Below are 20,706 nucleotides of genomic sequence, written 5' to 3'. Positions count from 1 at the left end.
ACACCACCTCCTCGGAAAGACGGGAGTCCCGAATGAGCCTGCTGCTCACATCCGTCCGCCCCTACGGCGAGGGCGATCCGGTGGACGTCGCGATCGACGGCGGCGAGATCACCGCGATCGGCGCCGGTCTCCCGGTCCCCGAGGGGGCCGAGGTGATCGACGGCGCCGGCGCAGTGCTGCTGCCCGGTTTCGTCGATCTGCACACGCACCTGCGTGAACCCGGCCGCGAGGACACGGAGACCATCGAATCCGGTTCCGCCGCCGCGGCACTCGGCGGCTACACCGCCGTCTTCGCGATGGCCAACACCAGCCCGGTCGCCGACTCCGCCGTGATCACCGATCACGTGTACCGCCGCGGCCGCGAGGTCGGCCTGGTCGACGTGCACCCGGTGGGCGCCGTCACCGTGGGGCTGAAGGGCGAGAAGCTCGCCGAGATGGGAATGATGGCCGCCGGCCCCGGCCGGGTCCGCGTCTTCTCCGACGACGGCGTGTGCGTCTCCGATCCGCTGCTCATGCGCCGCGCCCTCGAGTACGCGTCATCGCTCGGCGCCGTGATCGCCCAGCACGCCGAGGAGCCCAGGCTCACTGAGGGCGCCGTCGCCCACGAGGGACCCGAGGCCGCCCGCCTCGGCCTCACCGGCTGGCCCCGCGCGGCCGAGGAGGCGATCGTGGCCCGCGACGCTCTGCTCGCCCGCGATGCCGGCGCGCGCGTGCACATCTGCCACGCCTCCACGGCGGGAACCGTGGAGCTGCTGAAGTGGGCCAAGGAACAGGGCGTGTCGATCACGGCCGAGGTCACCCCGCACCATCTGCTGCTCGACGATTCGCGGTTGGCCACCTACGACGCGGTGAACCGGGTGAACCCTCCGCTGCGCGAGGCCTCGGATGTGGCCGCGCTGCGGAAGGCCCTGCGGGACGGCGTGATCGACTGCGTGGCCACCGACCACGCACCGCACGCCGACCAGGACAAGTGCTGCGAGTTCGCCGCCGCCCGTCCCGGCATGCTGGGCCTGGAGACGGCACTGGCGATCGTGGCGCAGGTCGCGGTGGAGCCGGGCGATATCACCTGGCGTGATGTGGCCCGCGTGATGAGCGAGAAGCCGGCCGAGATCGCTCGGCTCGATGACCACGGTCGGCCGATCGAGGTGGGCGAGCCCGCGAACCTCACGCTGGTCGACCCCGACCTCGGGTGGACGGTGCACGCCGACGATCTGGCCAGCCGCTCGCGCAACACCCCGTTCGCCGATCTGGACTTCCGCGCCAAGCCGGTGCTCACCGTGCTGCGCGGCCGGATCACCGCACGCGACGGCGTCGCGGCCGCACCGGGAACGGGGGAGCGGGCGTGAGCTTCAGCGATTTCGCCACGCTGCTCCTGGTGCTGGTGGTCCTCGCCGGACTGTTCTCGCTGATGGCACTGGGCTGGCGCCGCCGCGGGCGGCGGCAGGCCGCCGCGGTGGGCGAGATCCCGAGCACCCCCGAGCAGCTCACCGACCTGGTCTTCGGCCCGGTCTCCGGTGTCTACGTGGGCTCGACCATCGCGCCGCACTGGCAGGACCGGGTGGCGGTGGGCGACTGGGGCTACCGGGCCACGGTGAACCTGAGCCGCTACGAGGACGGCTACCTGATGGAGCGTGGCCGCGGCAACCCGATGTGGATCGCCGACGGCGCGATCGTCGAGGTGCGCCGCGCGGCGAAACTGGCCGGCAAGGTGATGCCCGGCGACGGCTTGCTGGTGATCCGCTGGGAGCTGCCCACCGGCACCGTGATCGACTCCGGCTTCCGGGCCGACGACAAGACGACGTATCGAAAACTGATGGACGTGAGGGAAAGCTAGATGGCTGCACAGGAATTCGGGAACGGACCCGCACTGCTGGTCCTCGAGGACGGCACGGTGCACCGCGGCGTCGAATTCGGCGCCGTCGGCCAGACCCTCGGCGAGGCGGTCTTCTGCACCGCGATGACCGGCTACCAGGAGACCCTCACCGACCCGTCCTACGACCGGCAGATCGTGGTGGCCACGGCCCCGCAGATCGGCAACACCGGCTGGAACGACGAGGACGACGAGAGCCGCGGCGACAAGATCTGGGTGGCCGGGTACGCCGTGCGCAACCCCACCCGCCGGGTGAGCAACTGGCGCGCCAGCGGCACGCTGGAGGGCGAGCTGGTGGACCAGGGCGTCGTCGGCATCGGCGGCATCGATACCCGCGCGGTGGTCCGCCGCCTGCGCGATCACGGCTCGATGCGTGCCGGCGTCTTCTCCGGCGAGGCGCTCGCGCCCGAGGTCGAACTGCTGGACCGGGTGCGCGCGCAGCCGTCGATGAAGGGGCTCAACCTGATCGGCGAGGTCTCCACGAAGGAGACCTACACAGTGGAGCCGGTGAATTCGGGCGGGGCCGAGCCCCGGTTCACCGTGGTCGCCGTCGACCTCGGCATCAAGACGAACACCCCGCGGATGTTCGCCGAGCGCGGCATGCGGGTGCACGTGGTGCCCTCCACCATCACGCTCGACGAGGTGAAGTCGCTGAACCCGGACGGCTTCTTCCTCTCCAACGGCCCCGGCGATCCGTCGACCGCGGAGCACGAGGTGGAACTCACCCGCGGTGTTCTCGACGCGGGCCTGCCGCTGTTCGGCATCTGCCTGGGCAACCAGCTGCTCGGTCGCGCCTTCGGACTGCAGACCTACAAGATGAAGTTCGGCCACCGCGGCATCAACATCCCGGTGGTCGAGCACACCACCGGCCGCATCTCGATCACCGCGCAGAACCACGGCTTCGCCCTGGAGGGCGAGCGGGGCGCCGAGTTCGACACCCCCTTCGGCCGGGCCCGCGTGAGCCACGTGTGCGCCAACGACGAGACCGTGGAGGGCGTCGAGCTGCTCGACGGCCGCGCCTTCTCGGTGCAGTACCACCCGGAGGCCGCGGCCGGCCCGCACGACGCCGCCTACCTCTTCGACCGCTTCGCAACCATCATGGGAGACAAGTAATGCCACGGCGCACCGATATCCAGCACGTCCTGGTGATCGGCTCGGGCCCGATCGTGATCGGCCAGGCCTGCGAGTTCGACTACTCCGGCACCCAGGCCTGCCGTGTGCTGCGCGCCGAGGGGCTGCGCGTCTCGCTGGTGAACTCGAACCCCGCCACGATCATGACCGATCCGGAATTCGCCGACTCGACCTACATCGAGCCGATCAACCCGGAGTACATCGAGAAGGTCATCATCGCCGAGCGCGACAAGGGCTTCCCGATCGACGCGGTGCTCGCCACCCTGGGCGGCCAGACCGCGCTCAACGCGGCTGTCGGCCTGCATGAACAGGGCATCCTGGAGAAGTACGGCATCCGACTGATCGGCGCCGATTTCGACGCCATCCAGCGCGGTGAGGACCGGCAGAAGTTCAAGGACATCGTCGCCAAGATCGGCGGCGAATCCGCGCGCTCCAAGGTCTGTTTCACCCTGGACGAGTGCAAGGAGACCGTCGCCGACCTCGGCTACCCGGTCGTCGTGCGGCCCTCGTTCACCATGGGCGGCCTCGGCTCGGGCATGGCCTACGACGAGGCCGACCTGATCCGCATCGCCGGCGCGGGCCTCGCCGCCTCGCCCACGGCGAACGTGCTCATCGAGGAGTCGATCCTCGGCTGGAAGGAGTACGAGCTCGAGCTCATGCGCGACGGCCGCGACAACGTGGTGGTCGTCTGCTCCATCGAGAACGTCGACCCCGTCGGCGTGCACACCGGCGACTCGGTCACCGTGGCGCCCGCGATGACGCTCACCGACCGCGAGTACCAGATCATGCGCGACCAGTCGATCGCCATCCTCCGCGAGGTGGGCGTCGACACGGGTGGCTGCAACATCCAGTTCGCGCAGGACCCGCGCGACGGCCGCCTGGTGACCATCGAGATGAACCCGCGCGTCTCGCGCAGCTCCGCGCTGGCGTCCAAGGCCACGGGCTTCCCGATCGCCAAGATCGCCGCCAAGCTGGCCGTGGGCTACACGCTCGACGAGATCCTCAACGACATCACCGGTGAGACCCCCGCGTGCTTCGAGCCGACCCTCGACTACGTGGTGGTCAAGGCGCCGCGGTTCGCCTTCGAGAAGTTCCCCGGCGCCGACGACACGCTGACCACCACCATGAAGTCCGTCGGCGAGGCGATGAGCCTGGGCCGTAGCTTCGCCGAGGCCTTCGGCAAGGTGATGCGCTCGCTGGAGACCAAGCGGCACGGCTTCTGGACGGGGGCGCCCGTCGAGGGCACGCTGGAGGAGCTGCTCGAGGAGATCAAGGTCCCGCGCGACGGCCGCTACTACCTGATCGGCCGCGCCTTCGAGCTGGGTGCCACCGTGGAGCAGGTCTTCGAGTCCACCGCGGTCGACCCGTGGTTCCTCGAGGAGATCAAGGCCACCGTCGACCTGGGTGAGCACGTGCGCACCGCCGACCTCACGCCGGACCTGGTGCGGCTGGCCAAGACCCACGGCTTCTCCGATCTGCAGATCGCGAACCTGCGCGGCATCACCGAGGACGAGGTGCGTGCCTACCGGCACGAGAACGGTGTGCGCCCGGTGTACAAGACCGTGGACACCTGCGCCGCCGAGTTCGAGGCGAAGACGCCGTACCACTACAGCAGCTACGAGCTCGATCCCGCGGCCACCAGCGAGGTGGCCCCGCAGACGGAGCGGCCGAAGGTGCTGATCCTCGGCTCGGGTCCGAACCGCATCGGTCAGGGCATCGAGTTCGACTACTCGTGCGTCCACGCCGCGCTCACGCTGAGTGAGGCGGGCTACGAGACCGTGATGATCAACTGCAACCCGGAGACGGTCTCCACCGACTACGACACCGCCGACCGGCTGTACTTCGAGCCGCTCACCTTCGAGGACGTGCTGGAGGTCTACCACTCGGAGCAGGCCTCCGGCGCGGGCGGCCCGGGCGTGGTGGGCGTGATCGTGCAGCTCGGCGGGCAGACGCCGCTCGGTCTGGCGGCGCGGCTCAAGGCCGCGGGCCTGCCCATCGTGGGCACCTCGCCCGAGGCGATCGACCTGGCCGAGGACCGCGGCGAGTTCGGCCGCGTGCTCACCGAGGCGGGACTGCCGGCGCCGAAGTTCGGCACCGCCACCACCGCCGAGGGTGCGCGCGAGGTGGCCGCGGGTATCGGCTACCCGGTGCTGGTGCGTCCCTCCTACGTGCTCGGCGGGCGTGGCATGGAGATCGTCTACGACGAGGGCGCGCTGCTCGACTACATCTCCCGGGCCACCGAGCTGACCCCCGACCGGCCCGTGCTGGTGGACCGGTTCCTCGAGGACGCCGTGGAGATCGACGTGGACGCCCTGTGCGACTCCACGGGTGCGGTGTTCATCGGCGGCATCATGGAGCACATCGAGGAGGCCGGTATCCACTCCGGTGACTCGGCGTGCACCCTGCCGCCCACCACTTTGGGCCGCGCCGACATCGACGCCGTGCGCGTCGCGACCGAGGCACTCGCCCGCGGTATCGGCGTGCACGGCCTGATGAACGTGCAGTACGCGCTCAAGGACGACACCCTCTACGTGCTCGAGGCCAACCCCCGGGCCTCGCGCACCGTCCCGTTCGTGTCCAAGGCCACCGCTGTGCCGCTCGCCAAGGCCTGTGCCCGGGTGATGCTGGGCCAGACCATCGCCGAGCTGCGCGACCAGGGCATCCTGCCGCGCGAGGGCGACGGCTCGCGGATGCCGATCGAGGCGCCGGTCTCGGTGAAGGAAGCGGTGCTGCCCTTCAACCGGTTCCGCCGCGCCGACGGCACCGGTGTCGACTCGCTGCTCTCGCCGGAGATGAAGTCCACCGGCGAGGTGATGGGTGTGGACCGTGACTTCGGTACCGCCTTCGCCAAATCGCAGACCGCCGTCAGCGGCTCCCTGCCGGCCACCGGCAACGTCTTCGTCTCCGTGGCGAACAAGGACAAGCGCGCCCTGATCTTCCCGGTCAAGCGGCTCGCCGATCTCGGGTTCACCATCCTGGCCACCGAGGGCACCGCGGATGTGCTGCGCCGCAACGGGGTCCAGGTGCAGCAGGTGCACAAGCACTCGGACGTGATCGCCGAGGGTGAGCGGACCATCGTCGATCAGATCAAGGCCGGCGAGGTGGGCCTGATCATCAACACCCCGTACGGCAACGCGGGGCCGCGCGTGGACGGCTACGAGATCCGCACCGCTGCGGTGCAGGCCTCCGTGCCGTGCGTGACCACGGTGCAGGGCGCCTCGGCGGCGGTGCAGGGCATCGAGGCCGCGCTGCGGGGCGGTATCGGGGTCAAGAGCCTGCAGGACATGCACGCCGCGCTGGTGAACAAGTGACCTTCGCGCAGCGGGTCGCGCAGGCCTGCGCGGCGCGCGGGCACCTGGTGGTGGGGATCGACCCGCATCCGCCGCTGCTCGCGGCCTGGGGCCTGAGCGATGACGCCGAGGGCGTGCGCGCCTTCGGCCTGCGCTGCGCCGAGGCCTTCGCGGGTGAGGTGGGCTTCATCAAGCCGCAGGTGGCCTTCTTCGAGCAGTTCGGCGCGGCCGGGCTCGCCGCCTTGGAGGAGGTGACCGCCGCGTGCCGGGAGGCCGGCGCCGTGGTGATCGCCGACGCCAAGCGCGGCGACATCGGCTCCACCATGGCCGGCTACGCCCGCGCCTGGCTGGGCGATTCGCCGCTCGCGGCCGATGCCGTCACGCTCTCGCCCTACCTCGGCTACGGCTCGCTGAAGCCCGCCATCGACGCCGCGCGGGCGGCGGGCAGGGGAGTGTTCGTCCTGGCCCGCACCTCCAACCCGGAGGGGGCGCAGGTGCAGGCCGACGGCGTGGCGCAGCGGATCGTCGACGATGCCCGCGCCGATAACGCCGACGGTGCCGGCACCGTCGGGCTGGTGGTCGGGGCGACCCGGGAACACGGCCTCGACCTCGCTGGGCTCGGCGGCCCTATCCTCGCGCCCGGCCTTGGTGCGCAGGGCGCGACTCCGGCCGATCTGGCGGCGATCTTCGGCCCGGAGGCCACGGTCCTGCCCAATTCGTCGCGCCAGGTGCTCTCCGCCGGCCCCGATGCGGGCGCGTTGCGGGACGCGGCGCTCTCGGTGCGCGACGAGGTCGAACAGGCCCTGAGCGGCCGCTGACCGGGGTCGATCGGCCCGAACGGGCCTCGACACGCCCGCGACACGCGCGGAGCGTTCCACGACTTTGAGGCATCTGCGCAGGTCACATGTGTTTCACGTGTCACAGGCGGAACGTCGTGATCGGCGCCGCGCGTTCGGCTGAATCCGTTGTCCGTCAAGGGTTTTCGATTGCAATGCGACGCTCGGCCGGCCGGATCCGTGCGGTTCGCTCACGAGCTTCTACAGCACCGTCAAACCGCAGGTCGGAGGGGGGTGGGGTTCCCACCCGCGGGCAAACCTCGGTACCGTCGCAGGAGTCGCAGTACGCGGCACGACTAAGTACATCGAAGACGGAGGAATCGTGGCCCTTCCCCAGTTGACCGACGAGCAGCGCGCCGCTGCTCTGGAGAAGGCAGCTGCCGCTCGCCGAGCCCGCGCAGAGCTGAAGAACCGGCTCAAGGGTGGCACCACCACCCTGCAGCAGGTGCTGAAGGACGCGGAGGCCGACGAGGTCATCGGCAAGATGAAGGTCTCGGCGCTGCTCGAGGCTCTGCCCAAGGTTGGCAAGGTCAAGGCTCAGGAGCTGATGACCGAGCTGGAGATCGCCCCCACCCGCCGCGTGCGTGGTCTGGGCGAGCGGCAGCGCAAGGCGCTGCTCGAGAAGTTCTCCGCCTGACACGTAGTGTCCGGAGACATCTCTGCAGGCCGGAGGGGCCGACTGGTGGTACTGGTCGGCCCCTCCGCCGTTGGCAAGTCATCCGTCGTCGGCCGGCTCCGTCAGGAAGTGCCCGACATGTTCTTCTCGGTGTCCGCCACCACGCGCGATCCGCGCCCCGGTGAGGTGGACGGCCGGGACTACCACTTCGTGGGCGATCACGGCTTCGACCGGCTCATCGCCGACGGCGACCTGCTCGAATGGGCCGAGATCCACGGCGGGCTGCAGCGCTCGGGAACCCCGGCCAAGCCGGTCTTCCAGGCGCTCGACGCCGGACGTCCCGTGCTCATCGAGGTCGATCTCGCCGGTTGCGCCAGCGTGAAGGCGGCCCTTCCCGAGGCGATCACGGTGTTCCTGAGCCCGCCCAGCTGGGCCGAGCTCGAACGCCGGCTGCGCGGCCGCGGCACCGAGAGCCCCGAGGTGATCGATCGCCGCCTGGAGACCGCGCGGGCGGAAATGGCCACCCGCGACGACTACGACGCGGTGGTCGTCAACGACGACCTGGACCGAGCCGTGGCCGAGTTGGTATCCTTACTGGTCGGCCCGTCCGCGCGCGACGCGTAGACTCGGTTGTACTTGAGAACTTTTTTCGCCACTTGACGTAGGAGACGCGTGAGCACCACCCGCACCGAGGCCGTGTACGACCAGCCGCTCGGCATCACCAACCCGCCGATCGACGAGCTGCTCGACCGCACCTCGTCGAAGTACGCGCTCGTGATCTACGCGGCCAAGCGCGCCCGGCAGATCAACGACTACTACAACAGCCTCTCGGACGGCATCCTCGAGTACGTCGGCCCGCTCGTCGAGCCCGGCCTGCACGAGAAGCCGCTGTCGATCGCGATGCGCGAGATCCATGAGGACCTCCTGGAGCACACCGAGGGTGCGCCCGAGTAAGCCCCCAGCATGATCATCGTCGGGGTCGGCGGGGGAATCGCCGCGTACAAGGCGTGTGCCCTGATCCGCCACTTCACCGAGGCGGGGCACGAGGTGCGGGTGATCCCCACCGAATCGGCGCTGAAGTTCGTCGGTGCCGCCACCTTCGAGGCGCTCTCCGGGCACCCGGTGCAGACCGGGGTCTTCGAGTCGATCCCCGAGGTGCCGCACGTGCGGCTCGGCCAGGAGGCCGAGCTCGTCGTGATCGCGCCGGCCACCGCCGATCTCATGGCCCGTGCCGCCCAGGGCCGCGCCGACGATCTGCTCACCGCGACGCTGCTCACCGCCCGCTGTCCCGTGGTCTTCGCGCCCGCGATGCACACGGAGATGTGGGAGCACGCCGCCACCCGCGCCAACGTCGCCACGCTGCGCGAGCGCGGCGCCACCGTGATCGAGCCGGCCTCCGGCCGCCTCACGGGTAAGGACACCGGTGCCGGGCGCCTACCCGAGCCCGACCAGATCGGCGCGCTCGCCGATCTGCTGCTCGAGCATCCCGCCGGCTTGCAGCGCGACCTCGAGGGGCGCCGCGTGGTGATCTCCGCGGGCGGCACCAAGGAGGCGCTCGATCCCGTCCGCTACCTCACCAACCGCAGCTCCGGGAAGCAGGGATACGCGCTCGCCCGGATCGCGGCGCAGCGGGGCGCTCGGGTGACCCTGGTGGCGGGCAACACCATCGGCCTCGCCGATCCGCCCGCGGTCGACGTGGTGCGGATCGCCTCCGCCCTGGATCTGCAGGCCGCGATGACCGCCCACGCCGCCGATGCGGATCTGGTCATCATGGCCGCCGCCGTGGCGGACTACCGGCCCGCGCAGGTCGCCGATACCAAACTCAAGAAGGGCGCCGACGGCCGCAGCGACGCCCTCGAGACGATCACGATGATCGAAAATCCCGACGTCCTCGCCGGCCTGGTGCAGGCGCGCCGGGACGGCGGGCTCCGCCCCGGAACCGTGATCGTCGGGTTCGCGGCCGAGACCGGCGACGCCCAGGGCAGCGTCCTGGATTACGGCCGGGCCAAGTTGCAACGCAAGGGCTGTGACCTGCTCGTCCTCAATGCGGTCGGCGATGGCCGAGCCTTCGAGGTGGACGAGAACTCGGGGTGGCTGCTGGGCGCGGACGGCAACGAGACCGCGCTCCCGCTCGGCTCGAAGATGGCCATGGCCGCCCGCATACTGGACGCGGCCGTGGCCCGCGTCGGCTCCGCCCGCTAGGTTGGAAAGTCGCACACCAAGTCGAGAGGACATAGCGCCGTGGTTTCTGGGTTCGCCAATTCCGCCCATCGTCTGTTCACCAGCGAGTCGGTCACCGAGGGGCACCCGGACAAGATCTGTGATGCCATCTCGGATTCGGTGCTCGACGCGCTGCTGACCGAGGATCCCTCCTCCCGCGTGGCCGTGGAGACGCTCGTCACCACCGGTCAGGTGCACGTCGCGGGCGAGGTGACCACGAGCGCGTGGGCCGACATCCCGAAGATCGTGCGCGAGAAGGTCCTGGAGATCGGCTACGACAGCTCCGCGAAGGGCTTCGACGGCAACTCCTGTGGTGTGAACATCGCCATCGGCGCGCAGAGCCCCGAGATCGCGCAGGGCGTGGACCACGCCTACGAGCACCGCGTCGACGGTGCGCAGGACGAGATCGACGCGCAGGGCGCGGGCGATCAGGGCCTGATGTTCGGCTACGCCTGCTCGGACACCCCGGAGCTGATGCCGCTGCCGATCTCGCTGGCGCACCGGCTCTCGCGCCGCCTGACCGAGGTGCGTAAGAACGGCACCCTGCCCTACCTGCGTCCGGACGGTAAGACCCAGGTCACCATCGAGTACGCCGGCGAGCAGCCGGTGCGCCTGGACACCGTGGTCATCTCCAGCCAGCACGCCGCCGATATCGACATCGACGGCATGCTCACCCCCGATCTGCGCGAGCACGTGCTCGGCTCGGTGATCGCCGATCTGAACCTGCCCAGCCTGGACACCTCGAACGTGCGGCTGCTGGTGAACCCCACCGGCAAGTTCGTGCTCGGCGGCCCGATGGGCGATGCGGGCCTCACCGGTCGCAAGATCATCGTGGACACCTACGGCGGCATGGCCCGCCACGGCGGCGGCGCCTTCTCGGGCAAGGACCCGTCGAAGGTGGACCGCTCGGCCGCCTACGCGATGCGCTGGGTCGCCAAGAACGCCGTGGCCGCCGGTCTCGCCGAGCGGATCGAGGTGCAGGTCGCGTACGCCATCGGTAAGGCGGCGCCGGTCGGCCTGTTCGTGGAGACCTTCGGCACCGAGCAGGTGGATCCCTCGAAGATCCAGCAGGCCATCACCGAGGTCTTCGACCTGCGGCCGCGCGCGATCATCAACGATCTCGACCTGCTGCGCCCGATCTACGCTCCCACCGCCGCGTACGGCCACTTCGGTCGTACCGACATCGACCTGCCCTGGGAGCACACCGGCCGCGCGGACGCGCTGCGCTCCGCGGCGGGCTTCTGACCGACACCTCCACGGCGGTGGACGCTGCGTCGAACCCCGGCGAGCTCCCCATCGCGCGGGTGCTGCCGCTGCTCCAGGTGAGCCACCTGGACCGCGAGTTCGACTACCTGGTTCCGCCGGAGCTCGACGCCGATGCGCAGCCGGGGGTCCGGGTGCGCGTGCGGTTCTCGGGTCGGCTGGTGGACGGGTACCTGCTCGAGCGGCTGCCGCGGTCCGATCACGAGGGCAAGCTCGCCAAGCTCGACCGGGTGGTGTCGCCGCTGCCGGTGCTGACACCGCAGGTCCTGCGCCTGATCACCGAGGTGGCGGCGCGCTACGCGGGCACCCGGGCGGATGTACTGCGGCTGGCGATCCCGCCGCGGCACGCGCGTGTAGAGAAGGATCTGCTCAAGGCCGATCCGCCCGAGCCCGGCGCTCCGCCCGCGGTGGTCGACCCGCTGGCCGAGTACACCCACGGGGAACAGTTCGCGGCCGCCGCCGTGGCCGGCCGCGCGCCGCACGCGGTCTGGCAGGCACTGCCCGGCGAGGACTGGGCGGCGCGACTGGCCGAACTGGCCGCCGCGGTGATCGCCTCCGGGCGCTCGGTGCTGATGGTGGTTCCCGATCAGGCCGACCTCGACCGACTGGCCGCGGCCTGCGCGGAGCTGTCCCCGACGGTGCTGGCCGCGGGTCTCGGTCCCTCCGCTCGGTATCGGCGATGGCTCACCGCACTGCTCGGCCGCACCCGGCTCGTGATCGGAACCCGCAGCGCCGCCTTCGTGCCCCTGGCCGATCTCGGCCTCCTGGTGCAGTGGGACGACGGTGACGAATCCTTCGTCGAGCCCCGCGCGCCGTATCCGCACACCCGCGAGGTACTCGCGCTGCGCGCCCACCAGGAGGGCGCGGCGTTGCTGATCGGGGGGTTCGCCCGCACCCCCGAGGCGCAGGCCCTCCTCGACGCGGGCTGGGCCGCGGAGGTGGCCGCACCCCGCGAGCGGGTGCGCGAGCGCTCGCCGCGGATCATCGGCGTGGCCGACTCCGATTTCGAACTCGCCCGCGATCCGCTGGCCCGGTCGGCGCGGCTGCCGGCGGCGGCTTTCGCCGCGGCGCGCACCGCGCTCGATGCGGATCGTCCTGTGCTGGTGCAGGTTCCGCGGCGCGGCTACGCCCCGGCGATGTCCTGTGAGCGGTGCCGCACGCCGGCGCGGTGCCGGCGGTGTCACGGACCGCTCGAACAGGCCGCCGGTGGTGTGCTCCGGTGCCGGTGGTGCGATCGGACCGATCCCGGATACCGCTGCCCGGCGTGTGGCGGCACCACGATGCGGGCCGTGATCATCGGCGCCTCGCGCACCGCGGAGGAGCTCGGGCGCGCCTTCCCCGGCGCGGCGGTCACCATGTCGGGCGGTGAGAACGTGCTCGCACAGGCCCAGGGCGGCCGCCGCCTCGTGGTGGCCACCCCCGGTGCCGAACCGGTGGTGGAGGGCGGCTACGGCGCGGCGCTCCTGCTCGACGGCTGGCTGATGCTGGGCCGGGCCGATCTGCGTGCGGGTGAGGAGACGCTGCGGCGGTGGATGAACGCCGCGGCGCTCGTGGCGGCCGACGGCACGGTGGTCTGCGGTGCGGATGCCTCGGTTCCGGTGGTGCAGGCGCTGATCCGCTGGGATGCCGCGGGCTTCGCCGCCACCGAGCTCGCGGAGCGCGCCGTGGTCGGATTCCCGCCCGCCGCCCACCTCGCCGCGCTCGATGGTGCGGAGGCCGATGTCGTCGCGGTCGCCGAGGCCGCGGAGCTACCGCCCGGCGCCGAGATCCTGGGACCCGTGGATCTGCCGCCCGGGGTGCGGGTGCCGGGTGCCCCGGACGACGGTCCGCCGCCGATGCGGATGCTGGTGCGCGTCCCGCGCCGCGACGGACGTGCCTTGGCGCAGGCCGTGTTTCGCGCGCAGGTCGGACGGAGTCTGCGTCGGGAGGGCGCACCGGTGCGAATCCAGATGGACCCCTTGCGAATCGGCTGACGCGCCACTCACGCCATTCATCTCGACCAACTAGATGTGCAAAAGTTTGGTAAGGTGAATGGCGGAGCGCCGGGAAGTCTGGTCGGCATGTCAATCGTCGCCGACCTGATCAAGGATCGTTCAACCATGCCCCGACCGATCGCGCCTCGGCGTGCCTCCGCTCTGTTCCGCCGTGGATCACCCACGGAGACTTCCCGTATCACCGCCATCCTCCGCAAAGAGGCGGTCGGCGGATTCCTGCTCGTCGGTGCCGCGATCGCGGCGCTCATCGCCGCGAACAGCGGCCTCGCCCCCGCGTACGAATCACTGCGCGGCACGGTCGTCGGATACGCGCCGTTCAAGCTCGATCTCACTCTGGGGCAGTGGGCCTCGGACGGCCTGCTCGCGGTCTTCTTCTTCCTCGTCGGCCTCGAACTCAAACGCGAGATCGTCGCCGGGGAGCTCCGCTCGCCCCGGACGGCGGCCGTCCCCGTGGTCGCGGCGATCGGCGGTGCCCTCGTGCCCGCCTTGATCTATCTGGTGCTCAACGCGGGCGGCCCGGGAAGTGCCGGGTGGGCGATTCCGACCGCCACCGACATCGCCTTCGCGGTCGCCGTCCTCGCCGTGGTCGGCTCGCACCTGCCCGCTGCGCTGCGTCTGTTCCTGCTCACCCTGGCCGTGGTCGACGATCTCCTGGCCATCGCGATCATCGCCATCGCGTACACCGAACAGGTCAATTGGACGCCGTTGGCGTGGAGCACCATCCCGCTCGCGCTCTTCGGTTTCCTGGCGCATCGCTACGCCGGCGCGTTCTCGCGCCATCATCTGGCGGCGTGGCTCGTACTGCTGCCCGTGGGCTTCCTCTTCTGGGTCCTCGTGCACGCCTCCGGAATCCACGCCACCATCGCCGGCGTCCTGCTCGGGTTCGCGGTGCCGGTTCTGCGGGGCGGCCCCGACGGGGGACTGGCCGAGGAGTTCGAGCACCGGTTCCGCCCGCTCTCGGCCGGATTCGCGGTCCCCGTGTTCGCCTTCCTGGCGGCCGGCGTCACGCTCACCGGCAGCGGCGCGGTCGCGGTCGCGGACCCGATCTTCATCGGCATCGTCGCGGGACTGGTGCTCGGCAAGCCGATCGGCATCGTGGCGGCCACCTGGCTGGTGACCCGGCTCACCCGGAGCACGCTCGATCCCGCGGTCCGCTGGATCGATCTGCTGGCCGTATCGCTGCTCGCGGGTATCGGATTCACCGTTTCGCTGTTGATCGCCGAACTCAGCTTCACCGACTCCGCCGAACAACTCGCGTTCGCCAAGCTGGCGGTCCTGTGCGCATCGGTGGCCGCCGCGGTGGGGGCAGGGGTGATCCTGGGCGTGCGGAATCGCACCTACCGCAGGCTCGAAGAGGCGGACGCGGAGCTCGACGCCACCGACGTGGCGGGCGCCGACGACGAGCGCACGGCGCTGTTGATCGCCACCCCCTTCCGGCCGCGCGCGACCCGCTGGATCCCCGGGGTCCGGGGCCGGCCGATCCGGCTCGCCGTCGACGGGCGGGTGATCCGCATCGACGGCGACGGCGGGGTCCGGATACCGGTGCGTCCCGGTGCGCACGACGTGGTCGCCGTGATCGGCGGCTCCGCCGCCGATGTCGTGGCCGGTAGTACGCCGCGCCGAGCGGTCACCCGGCGCGTCGAGGTGGAGGAGGGATGCGCCGTGATCCTCGTGGTCCGGGTCTCCGCCGCGGCCCGGCGGATCGACTCCATCGTCCGGTTCCCGGGCGACGGGCCGCGCGTCACGCGCGTCGGGCGACGATGAGGTCGACCACCGCGTCGATCATGTAGTCGAACTCCGCCTCCGCATCGAAGCGGGCGAGCTGCGGTGCCACGGCGCGGATCGACGGCAGCCCGGCCTCCGTGAGATCGGCGGCGCGGGCGGCGATGCCGGCGGTGTCCGTGGTGCCGTAGGTGGGGCCCGCGTTCACCTCGCGCAGCAGGGTGCCGATGAGAGCGGCGAGCATGGTGCGGAGCATGTTCACGGCCTCGTCGGCATCGAAGCCCGCGGTCAACAGGATGTGCAGCACACCCTCGACGGGAGCGAGCGAGCGCACGGACTTGAGCTGGCGCGTGAGTACCAGCGTCGCGGCCTGGGGATGGGAGAGGGCCTGGACGCGGAAGGCGTGCGCCGCAGCACGCAGGTCGGTGCGCAGATCGCCCGTGGGCAGCGGCACCTCGATCGATGCGAGGATCGACTCCGCGACCGCGTCGAGCAACTGTTCCTTACCCGCCACGTGGTGGTACAGGCTCTTCGCATCCACGCCGAGCCGGCGTCCTACGGTGCGCATGCTGACCGCACCGACGCCCTCGCTGTCGATCAGTGCCAGCGCGGCGGTGACGATCGTGGAACGAGACAGGTGCGCCTCGTTCTTCGTCGGGCGCCCGCGGCGTGGTGCGGTGGAGGACATGCCGGACATTGTGCCGCATACTCGATATTTCCACGCCGTGGATATATCCTGGTGTGATGCCGTCCTCCGCATCGCGATTCGTCCTACCCCCCGAACCCGTACTGCGCGCCCGGGAGAAACTGGTACTCGACCACTTCCACGACGAGGTCCGGCAGGACTGGGACGCCACCCTCGCCACCTTCCCGCACCCGCACTACGAGCTCATCGCGCAGATGACGGTGCACGACGGTGATCGGGAGGTGCGCGACTACTACGCCGACACCCGCACCGCCTTCCCGGACCAGGATCACGAGATCATCGCCCTGCGGCACAGCATCGACGCCGTCATCGTCGAGTTCTGGCTGCTCGGCACCCACCGGGGACCGCTCGGCGCCATTCCGCCCACGGGGTCGCGGCACCGCACCCGGATGACCGCCTACTTCGTCTTCGACGAGGCGGAGAACCTCGTGACCGAGCGGATCTACTTCGACCAGCTGACCATCCTGCGGCAGCTCATCGGCGGTCTGAATCCCCGCAGTCCGCGCGGACTTCTGAAGCTGGGCCGGGTGCTGCTCGGCGCCGTGCGGGTGAGCGGGGGAGCGCCCGATCCGCGACTGTCGCGGACCGTCCCGCCGGCGCTCGACGACTGAGTACGCTCGGGCGCGTGGATCGAACGGAGTTCCGGGCCGGGTGGTCGAAGATCGATGTCACGGGGGAACCGTGGGGCGTCGGCATGATGGGCTACGGCATGCCCGGGCAGCGCAGTCGCGGCCTGCTCACCCGGCAGTGGGCGCGGGCCTTCGTCTTCGCGGCCCCCGGGCCCGACGGTGCTGAGCGGCGCGTCGCGTACGTGGTGGCGGATATCGGCATGTTCTTCCAAGCCGCGGTCGACGAGATCGCCGACCGGCTCGCCGCCGCCACATCCGGGCGGCTCACCGCCGCCAACACCGTGCTCACGGCGACCCATACCCATTGCGGCCCTGGCGGGCACGGCCGTCACGCGCTGTACAACGTGACTACGCTGGGACAGCACCGCCGGACCTTCGCGAGGCTCGTCGACGGCGTGGTGCGCGCGGTGCTCGACGCCGAGGCGGCTCTGGCGCCGGTCGCGGTCTCGCTCTCCCGCGGCGAACTCCGCAACGCCTCCGTCAATCGCAGCCCCACCTCGTTCGACCGCAATCCCGATCGCGCGGCGCTGCCCGGCCGGATCGACCCGGCGGTCACGCTCCTGCGCCTCGAACGGGACGGTGAGCTCGCGGCGGCGGTCGACTGGTTCGCGGTGCACTGCACCTCGATGACCAACGGGAACCGCTTGATCAGCTCGGACAACAAGGGCTGGGCCGCCGCCGAATGGGAGCGCCGCTCGCCTGTGCCGGGATTCGTCGCGGCGTTCGCGCAGAGCAACTCCGGCGACATCTCGCCCAATCTCGACGGTGCCGCCGGACAGGGTCCCACCGACGACGAGCGCAGCAACACCGCGGAGATCGGTCGCCGCCAGTTGTTCGCCGCGCAGGCACTCGCCGACGGTCCCGGGGAGCCGCAGCCCGCAGTACTCGACCACCGGCTCGCCTACGTCGATTTCGGAGCGGCGATCACGGCAGACGGTCCCACGGGGCGTGCCGTGCTCGGTGCCGCCTTCGCCGCGGGCACCACGGACGGCATCGGGTCGACCGCCTTCCGGCAGGGTCTGGGCAACCGGGTGGGCGTGATCAGTCGGGCGCTGTATCGGCGGCTGCCCGGCCTGGCCGCGAGCCAATCGCCGAAGGAGATGCTGCTTCCGGTCGGGGCGATGGGATGGGTGCAGGAACGGCTTCCGGTGCAACTCATCCGGATCGGAGACCTGTACCTGGTGTGCCTGCCCGTGGAGGTCACGGTGACCGCCGGTGCGCGACTGCGGGCCGCGGTTGCGGCGGAGCTCGGCGTCGCCGAGACCGCGGTGCTGATACAGGGATACGCCAACGGTTACGCGCACTACCTCACCACGCCCGAGGAGTACGACGCGCAGCGGTACGAGGCGGGCAGCACCATCTTCGGCCGGAATCAATTGGCGGCGTTCACCGAGGCCGCGGTTCGGCTCGCGAGCGACCTGGTCGCCGGCCGCGTCGGCGCTCCCGGTACGCCGCCCGCCCGGCGCGCTGCGGCGCGGCTGGGCTCGCCCGCCGGGAGCACCCTGCTGAGCCGGCCGCGCCCGGTCCGGGTGACCGCGGTACGGAGCCCGGCACCGTCGGACCCGGTGCTGACCGTCGAGTTCGCCTGCGGTCACCCGAACCGCACGATCCCGGCCGACTACGCCCGGGTGGAGCGGCGCGTGCGCGAGACATGGGAGCACATCGCCGGCGATGATTCGCCGCAGACCGAGATCGACTGGACGCGAGGACGGTCCGGATTCCGGGCGACGGTGCGCGTCCGCGATCTCGACGACGGGGTCTACCGCGTGGGGTACACGCACCACCGGCCCGGCCACTACGTGTGGTCCGGGCCGGTGACGGTGCGCGGAGCGGGCTAGATGACGCCCTGCGCGAGCATGGCGTTGGCGACGCGGATGAAGCCGGCGATGTTCGCGCCGGTCACGTAGTCGCCGGGGCTGCCGTACTCGTCGGCCGTCTCGAGGCAGCGATCGTGGATGCCCCGCATGATGGAGGCGAGCCGGTCCTCGGTGTACTCGAAGGACCAGGAATCGCGGGAGGCGTTCTGCTGCATCTCCAGGGCGCTGGTGGCCACGCCACCGGCGTTGGCCGCCTTACCGGGCGCGAAGGCCACCCCGGCCTCCGCGAACAGGCGCACGGCCTCGGGGGTGCACGGCATGTTCGCGCCCTCCGCCACGTAGGCCGTCCCGTTCTTGATCAGCCGATCGGCGGCGTCACCGTCGAGCTCGTTCTGCGTGGCGCACGGCAGCGCGATATCGCACGGCACGTCCCACACCGATCCGCCCGGCACGAAGAGGGCGCCGCGCTCCTGCGCGTACACCGAGATCCGTTCGCGGCGAACCTCCTTGACATCCTTGAGCAGGTCCAGGTCGATGCCCTTCTCGTCGACCACGTAACCGGAGGAGTCGGAGCAGGCGACCACGACGCCGCCGAGCTGCTCGACCTTCTCGGCGGCGTACACGGCCACGTTGCCCGAGCCCGACACCACCACGCGCTTGCCCTCGAAGGACTGGCCGCGGGCGGTGAGCATCTCGTTCAGGAAGAAGACCGCGCCGTAGCCGGTGGCTTCGGTGCGCACCCGGGAACCGCCCCAGGTGAGTCCCTTACCCGTGAGCACGCCGGACTCGTAGCGGTTGGTGATGCGCTTGTACTGCCCGAACAGGTACCCGATTTCGCGCCCGCCCACACCGATGTCGCCGGCCGGGACGTCGGTGTACTCGCCGATGTGCCGGTACAGCTCGGTCATGAAGGACTGGCAGAAGCGCATGATCTCGTTGTCGGAGAGCCCCTTCGGATCGAAATCGGAGCCGCCCTTGCCGCCACCGATGGGCATGCCGGTGAGCGAGTTCTTGAAGATCTGCTCGAAGCCCAGGAACTTCACGATGCCCAGGTACACCGAGGGATGGAAACGCAGACCGCCCTTGTACGGGCCGAGCGCCGAGTTGAACTCCACCCGGAAGCCGCGATTGAGTCGCACCGTGCCCGAATCGTCCTGCCACGGAACACGGAAGATGATCTGTCGCTCGGGCTCGCAGATGCGGTGGATCACCGCGGCGTCGGCGTACTCCGGGTGCTTGACCACCACCGGGGCGAGACTCTCGAGCACCTCCCGCACGGCCTGGTGGAATTCGGCCTCACCCGGATTGCGTCGCAGTACCTCCTCGTACAGCAACCCCAGACGACCCTCGACATGCGCCATGGCGCACTCCCTTCCGCGAGCCGGTCACCGGCTCGCCATCACGTCGCGCCGGTCGACCCGCTCGCCGGGTCACCGCTGCGCGGTCACCGCCCCCCGCGCGGACGGAACTCGTCGGTGTACCCGAGAATCGCCTGCTGGACCACGGGCCAGTAGCGGTTCTGGGACTGCGAGGGGAGGTAGACGTTGTGTCCGGCGCCCGGGAGGAGGACTGCCTCGCCACGGCCGTTCTTCGCGCGCAGGGCCGAGATGAAGGCCTCGCAGCCCTCGGGGCGCACGATCCGGTCGGCGGTGCCGTTGTAGCAGGTGACCGGCACCTTCGGGTTGATGTTCTGGATCGGATCGGCCACCGCGAACTGCTGCGGGAACTCATCGGGCAGGCCGAGGAACAGTCGGGTGTTCACGTTGCCGTCCGCCACGGCGCGGCGCATGTCGAGGACGCCGCCCATGGACACCACGGCGGCGGGCGTCACCGCCGGCACGCTGCCCATGGCACCGGGTGTGAGCATCGATCGCGCGGATGCCCACACGGCGAGCTGACCGCCCGCGGAATGTCCGGCGACGACCACGTTCTTCAGGTCGAGATTCGGCGCGTACTGGGACTTCACCGTCTGCAGGTAGTCGATCGCCGCCGCGGTGTCGGTGAGGGTGATCGGGTAACCGCCGCCCGCTCCGATCCGGCGGTACTCCACGTTCCAGACCGCGACGCCGTGGGTGACCAGCGACCGGGCCATCTCCGACATCGATGCGGCCACCGACGGGGTGCGCCAGCCGCCGCCGTGCAGCAGGACGACCACCGGGATCTGCTCCGGCAACGCCGGGGACGATCCGCGTGCGCCCAGGGGGCCGCCCGAGGGATTCGGTGCGACCGCGGGGGCCACGGGCAGGTACAGCTCGCCGTAGTTCTGCACCGGATCGGACCAACCGTCGGGAACGGTGTAGACGATGCGCTGCGGCTGCGTGACCGGGTACTTGCCGACGATCGCCGCCGGGCTGACCGGCGGGTACGAGACGGGAGCGGCGGACGGGGACGACGAAGGCGCACCGCGACCCGTCTCATCGGTCGTGGTGCAACCCGCGCTCAACAGCACGGCAATGCAGGCGGCGGCACCGATCATCGGCCGCCGGGCGCGCGCGAAATGCACGTCGTCCCTCTCTCGCCCGGCGGGGCGGTCTCATGGCGCTTCGTCCGAATTCTAAGGCAACCCTGTGTGGAAGTCACAAGCCCTGTGACGCACGGCGCGGCACGGCGTC

16 protein-coding genes and 1 pseudogene are annotated in these 20,706 nt (G+C 70.7%); 14 read left to right on the top strand and 3 right to left on the bottom strand.

Going from position 1 to position 20,706, the window contains the following annotated elements:
* Window positions 1-32: 32 nt before the first annotated feature.
* The 12 genes and pseudogenes from TTY48_RS01080 to nhaA form a co-directional block, all read left to right on the top strand.
* On the top strand, window positions 33-1,346 hold the full coding sequence (locus TTY48_RS01080) for a dihydroorotase (protein WP_220655753.1): 1,314 nt from the start codon (window positions 33-35) through the stop codon (window positions 1,344-1,346).
* Window positions 1,343-1,834 (top strand): transporter, encoded by a 492-nt coding sequence (locus TTY48_RS01075; RefSeq protein WP_220655752.1) that lies wholly within the window; start codon window positions 1,343-1,345, stop codon window positions 1,832-1,834. The genes TTY48_RS01080 and TTY48_RS01075 overlap by 4 nt, the downstream gene beginning before the upstream one ends.
* Window positions 1,835-2,983, top strand: coding sequence for a glutamine-hydrolyzing carbamoyl-phosphate synthase small subunit (gene carA, locus TTY48_RS01070; protein WP_220655751.1), 1,149 nt, complete (start codon window positions 1,835-1,837; stop codon window positions 2,981-2,983).
* Complete coding sequence (gene carB, locus TTY48_RS01065) at window positions 2,983-6,312, top strand: carbamoyl-phosphate synthase large subunit (RefSeq protein ID WP_220655750.1); 3,330 nt, start codon at window positions 2,983-2,985, stop codon at window positions 6,310-6,312. Before carA ends, carB begins: the two co-directional genes overlap by 1 nt.
* Entirely contained in the window at window positions 6,309-7,109 is an 801-nt protein-coding gene (gene pyrF, locus TTY48_RS01060; RefSeq protein ID WP_220655749.1) for an orotidine-5'-phosphate decarboxylase, read from the top strand. Before carB ends, pyrF begins: the two co-directional genes overlap by 4 nt.
* Window positions 7,110-7,449: 340 nt before the next feature.
* Entirely contained in the window at window positions 7,450-7,764 is a 315-nt protein-coding gene (mihF, locus tag TTY48_RS01055) for an integration host factor, actinobacterial type (protein ID WP_220655748.1), read from the top strand.
* Between the two features lie 6 nt (window positions 7,765-7,770).
* Window positions 7,771-8,367 carry a guanylate kinase gene (gene gmk, locus TTY48_RS01050; RefSeq protein WP_220655747.1) on the top strand — a complete coding sequence of 199 codons (597 nt, stop codon included), beginning with the start codon at window positions 7,771-7,773 and terminating at the stop codon, window positions 8,365-8,367.
* Window positions 8,368-8,415: 48 nt separating this feature from the next.
* Window positions 8,416-8,697, top strand: a complete 282-nt coding sequence (rpoZ, locus tag TTY48_RS01045; protein WP_220655746.1) for a DNA-directed RNA polymerase subunit omega — start codon at window positions 8,416-8,418, stop codon at window positions 8,695-8,697.
* A gap of 9 nt (window positions 8,698-8,706) precedes the next feature.
* Window positions 8,707-9,945, top strand: a complete 1,239-nt coding sequence (gene coaBC / locus TTY48_RS01040; RefSeq protein ID WP_220655745.1) for a bifunctional phosphopantothenoylcysteine decarboxylase/phosphopantothenate--cysteine ligase CoaBC — start codon at window positions 8,707-8,709, stop codon at window positions 9,943-9,945.
* A gap of 39 nt (window positions 9,946-9,984) precedes the next feature.
* Window positions 9,985-11,208 carry a methionine adenosyltransferase gene (gene metK, locus TTY48_RS01035; protein WP_220655744.1) on the top strand — a complete coding sequence of 408 codons (1,224 nt, stop codon included), beginning with the start codon at window positions 9,985-9,987 and terminating at the stop codon, window positions 11,206-11,208.
* 17 nt (window positions 11,209-11,225) lie between these two features.
* The gene (locus TTY48_RS01030; protein WP_220655743.1) at window positions 11,226-13,199 is read left to right on the top strand and encodes a primosomal protein N'; all 1,974 of its coding nucleotides are present in this window, start codon (window positions 11,226-11,228) and stop codon (window positions 13,197-13,199) included.
* 126 nt (window positions 13,200-13,325) lie between these two features.
* A pseudogene (gene nhaA / locus TTY48_RS01025) lies at window positions 13,326-14,594 on the top strand (Na+/H+ antiporter NhaA); the annotation flags it as partial.
* 367 nt (window positions 14,595-14,961) lie between these two features.
* Here nhaA and TTY48_RS01020 read toward each other — a convergent pair.
* Entirely contained in the window at window positions 14,962-15,630 is a 669-nt protein-coding gene (locus TTY48_RS01020; RefSeq protein ID WP_255585450.1) for a TetR family transcriptional regulator, read from the bottom strand.
* Window positions 15,631-15,686: 56 nt separating this feature from the next.
* Between TTY48_RS01020 and TTY48_RS01015 the strand changes: the two genes are divergently transcribed.
* Together TTY48_RS01015 and TTY48_RS01010 are read left to right on the top strand one after the other, a co-directional pair.
* Window positions 15,687-16,259 carry an ester cyclase gene (locus TTY48_RS01015; RefSeq protein WP_220655740.1) on the top strand — a complete coding sequence of 191 codons (573 nt, stop codon included), beginning with the start codon at window positions 15,687-15,689 and terminating at the stop codon, window positions 16,257-16,259.
* Window positions 16,260-16,273: 14 nt separating this feature from the next.
* On the top strand, window positions 16,274-18,115 hold the full coding sequence (locus TTY48_RS01010; protein WP_220655739.1) for a neutral/alkaline non-lysosomal ceramidase N-terminal domain-containing protein: 1,842 nt from the start codon (window positions 16,274-16,276) through the stop codon (window positions 18,113-18,115).
* Here TTY48_RS01010 and gdhA read toward each other — a convergent pair.
* The gene (gdhA, locus tag TTY48_RS01005; RefSeq protein WP_220655738.1) at window positions 18,112-19,455 is read right to left on the bottom strand and encodes an NADP-specific glutamate dehydrogenase; all 1,344 of its coding nucleotides are present in this window, start codon (window positions 19,453-19,455) and stop codon (window positions 18,112-18,114) included. The genes TTY48_RS01010 and gdhA overlap by 4 nt on opposite strands.
* A gap of 83 nt (window positions 19,456-19,538) precedes the next feature.
* Window positions 19,539-20,597 (bottom strand): S9 family peptidase, encoded by a 1,059-nt coding sequence (locus TTY48_RS01000; protein WP_220655737.1) that lies wholly within the window; start codon window positions 20,595-20,597, stop codon window positions 19,539-19,541.
* Window positions 20,598-20,706: the final 109 nt, after the last annotated feature.

This window comes from Tsukamurella sp. TY48, from assembly GCF_019656655.1.
In the GTDB taxonomy this organism is placed as follows: Bacteria; Actinomycetota; Actinomycetes; order Mycobacteriales; family Mycobacteriaceae; genus Tsukamurella; species Tsukamurella strandjordii.
This window is presented reverse-complemented; position numbering and strand designations above follow the sequence as displayed.

What these genes read in the sequence shown, in the direction of transcription:
- TTY48_RS01080 (WP_220655753.1), top strand. Translation starts at nt 33, where the DNA reads ATGAGCCTGCTGCTCACATCCGTCCGCCCCTACGGCGAGGGCGATCCG.
- carA (WP_220655751.1), top strand. Translation starts at nt 1,835, where the DNA reads ATGGCTGCACAGGAATTCGGGAACGGACCCGCACTGCTGGTCCTCGAG.
- carB (WP_220655750.1), top strand. Translation starts at nt 2,983, where the DNA reads ATGCCACGGCGCACCGATATCCAGCACGTCCTGGTGATCGGCTCGGGC.
- coaBC (WP_220655745.1), top strand. Translation starts at nt 8,707, where the DNA reads ATGATCATCGTCGGGGTCGGCGGGGGAATCGCCGCGTACAAGGCGTGT.
- TTY48_RS01020 (WP_255585450.1), bottom strand. Translation starts at nt 15,630, where the DNA reads ATGTCCTCCACCGCACCACGCCGCGGGCGCCCGACGAAGAACGAGGCG.
- TTY48_RS01015 (WP_220655740.1), top strand. Translation starts at nt 15,687, where the DNA reads ATGCCGTCCTCCGCATCGCGATTCGTCCTACCCCCCGAACCCGTACTG.
- gdhA (WP_220655738.1), bottom strand. Translation starts at nt 19,455, where the DNA reads ATGGCGCATGTCGAGGGTCGTCTGGGGTTGCTGTACGAGGAGGTACTG.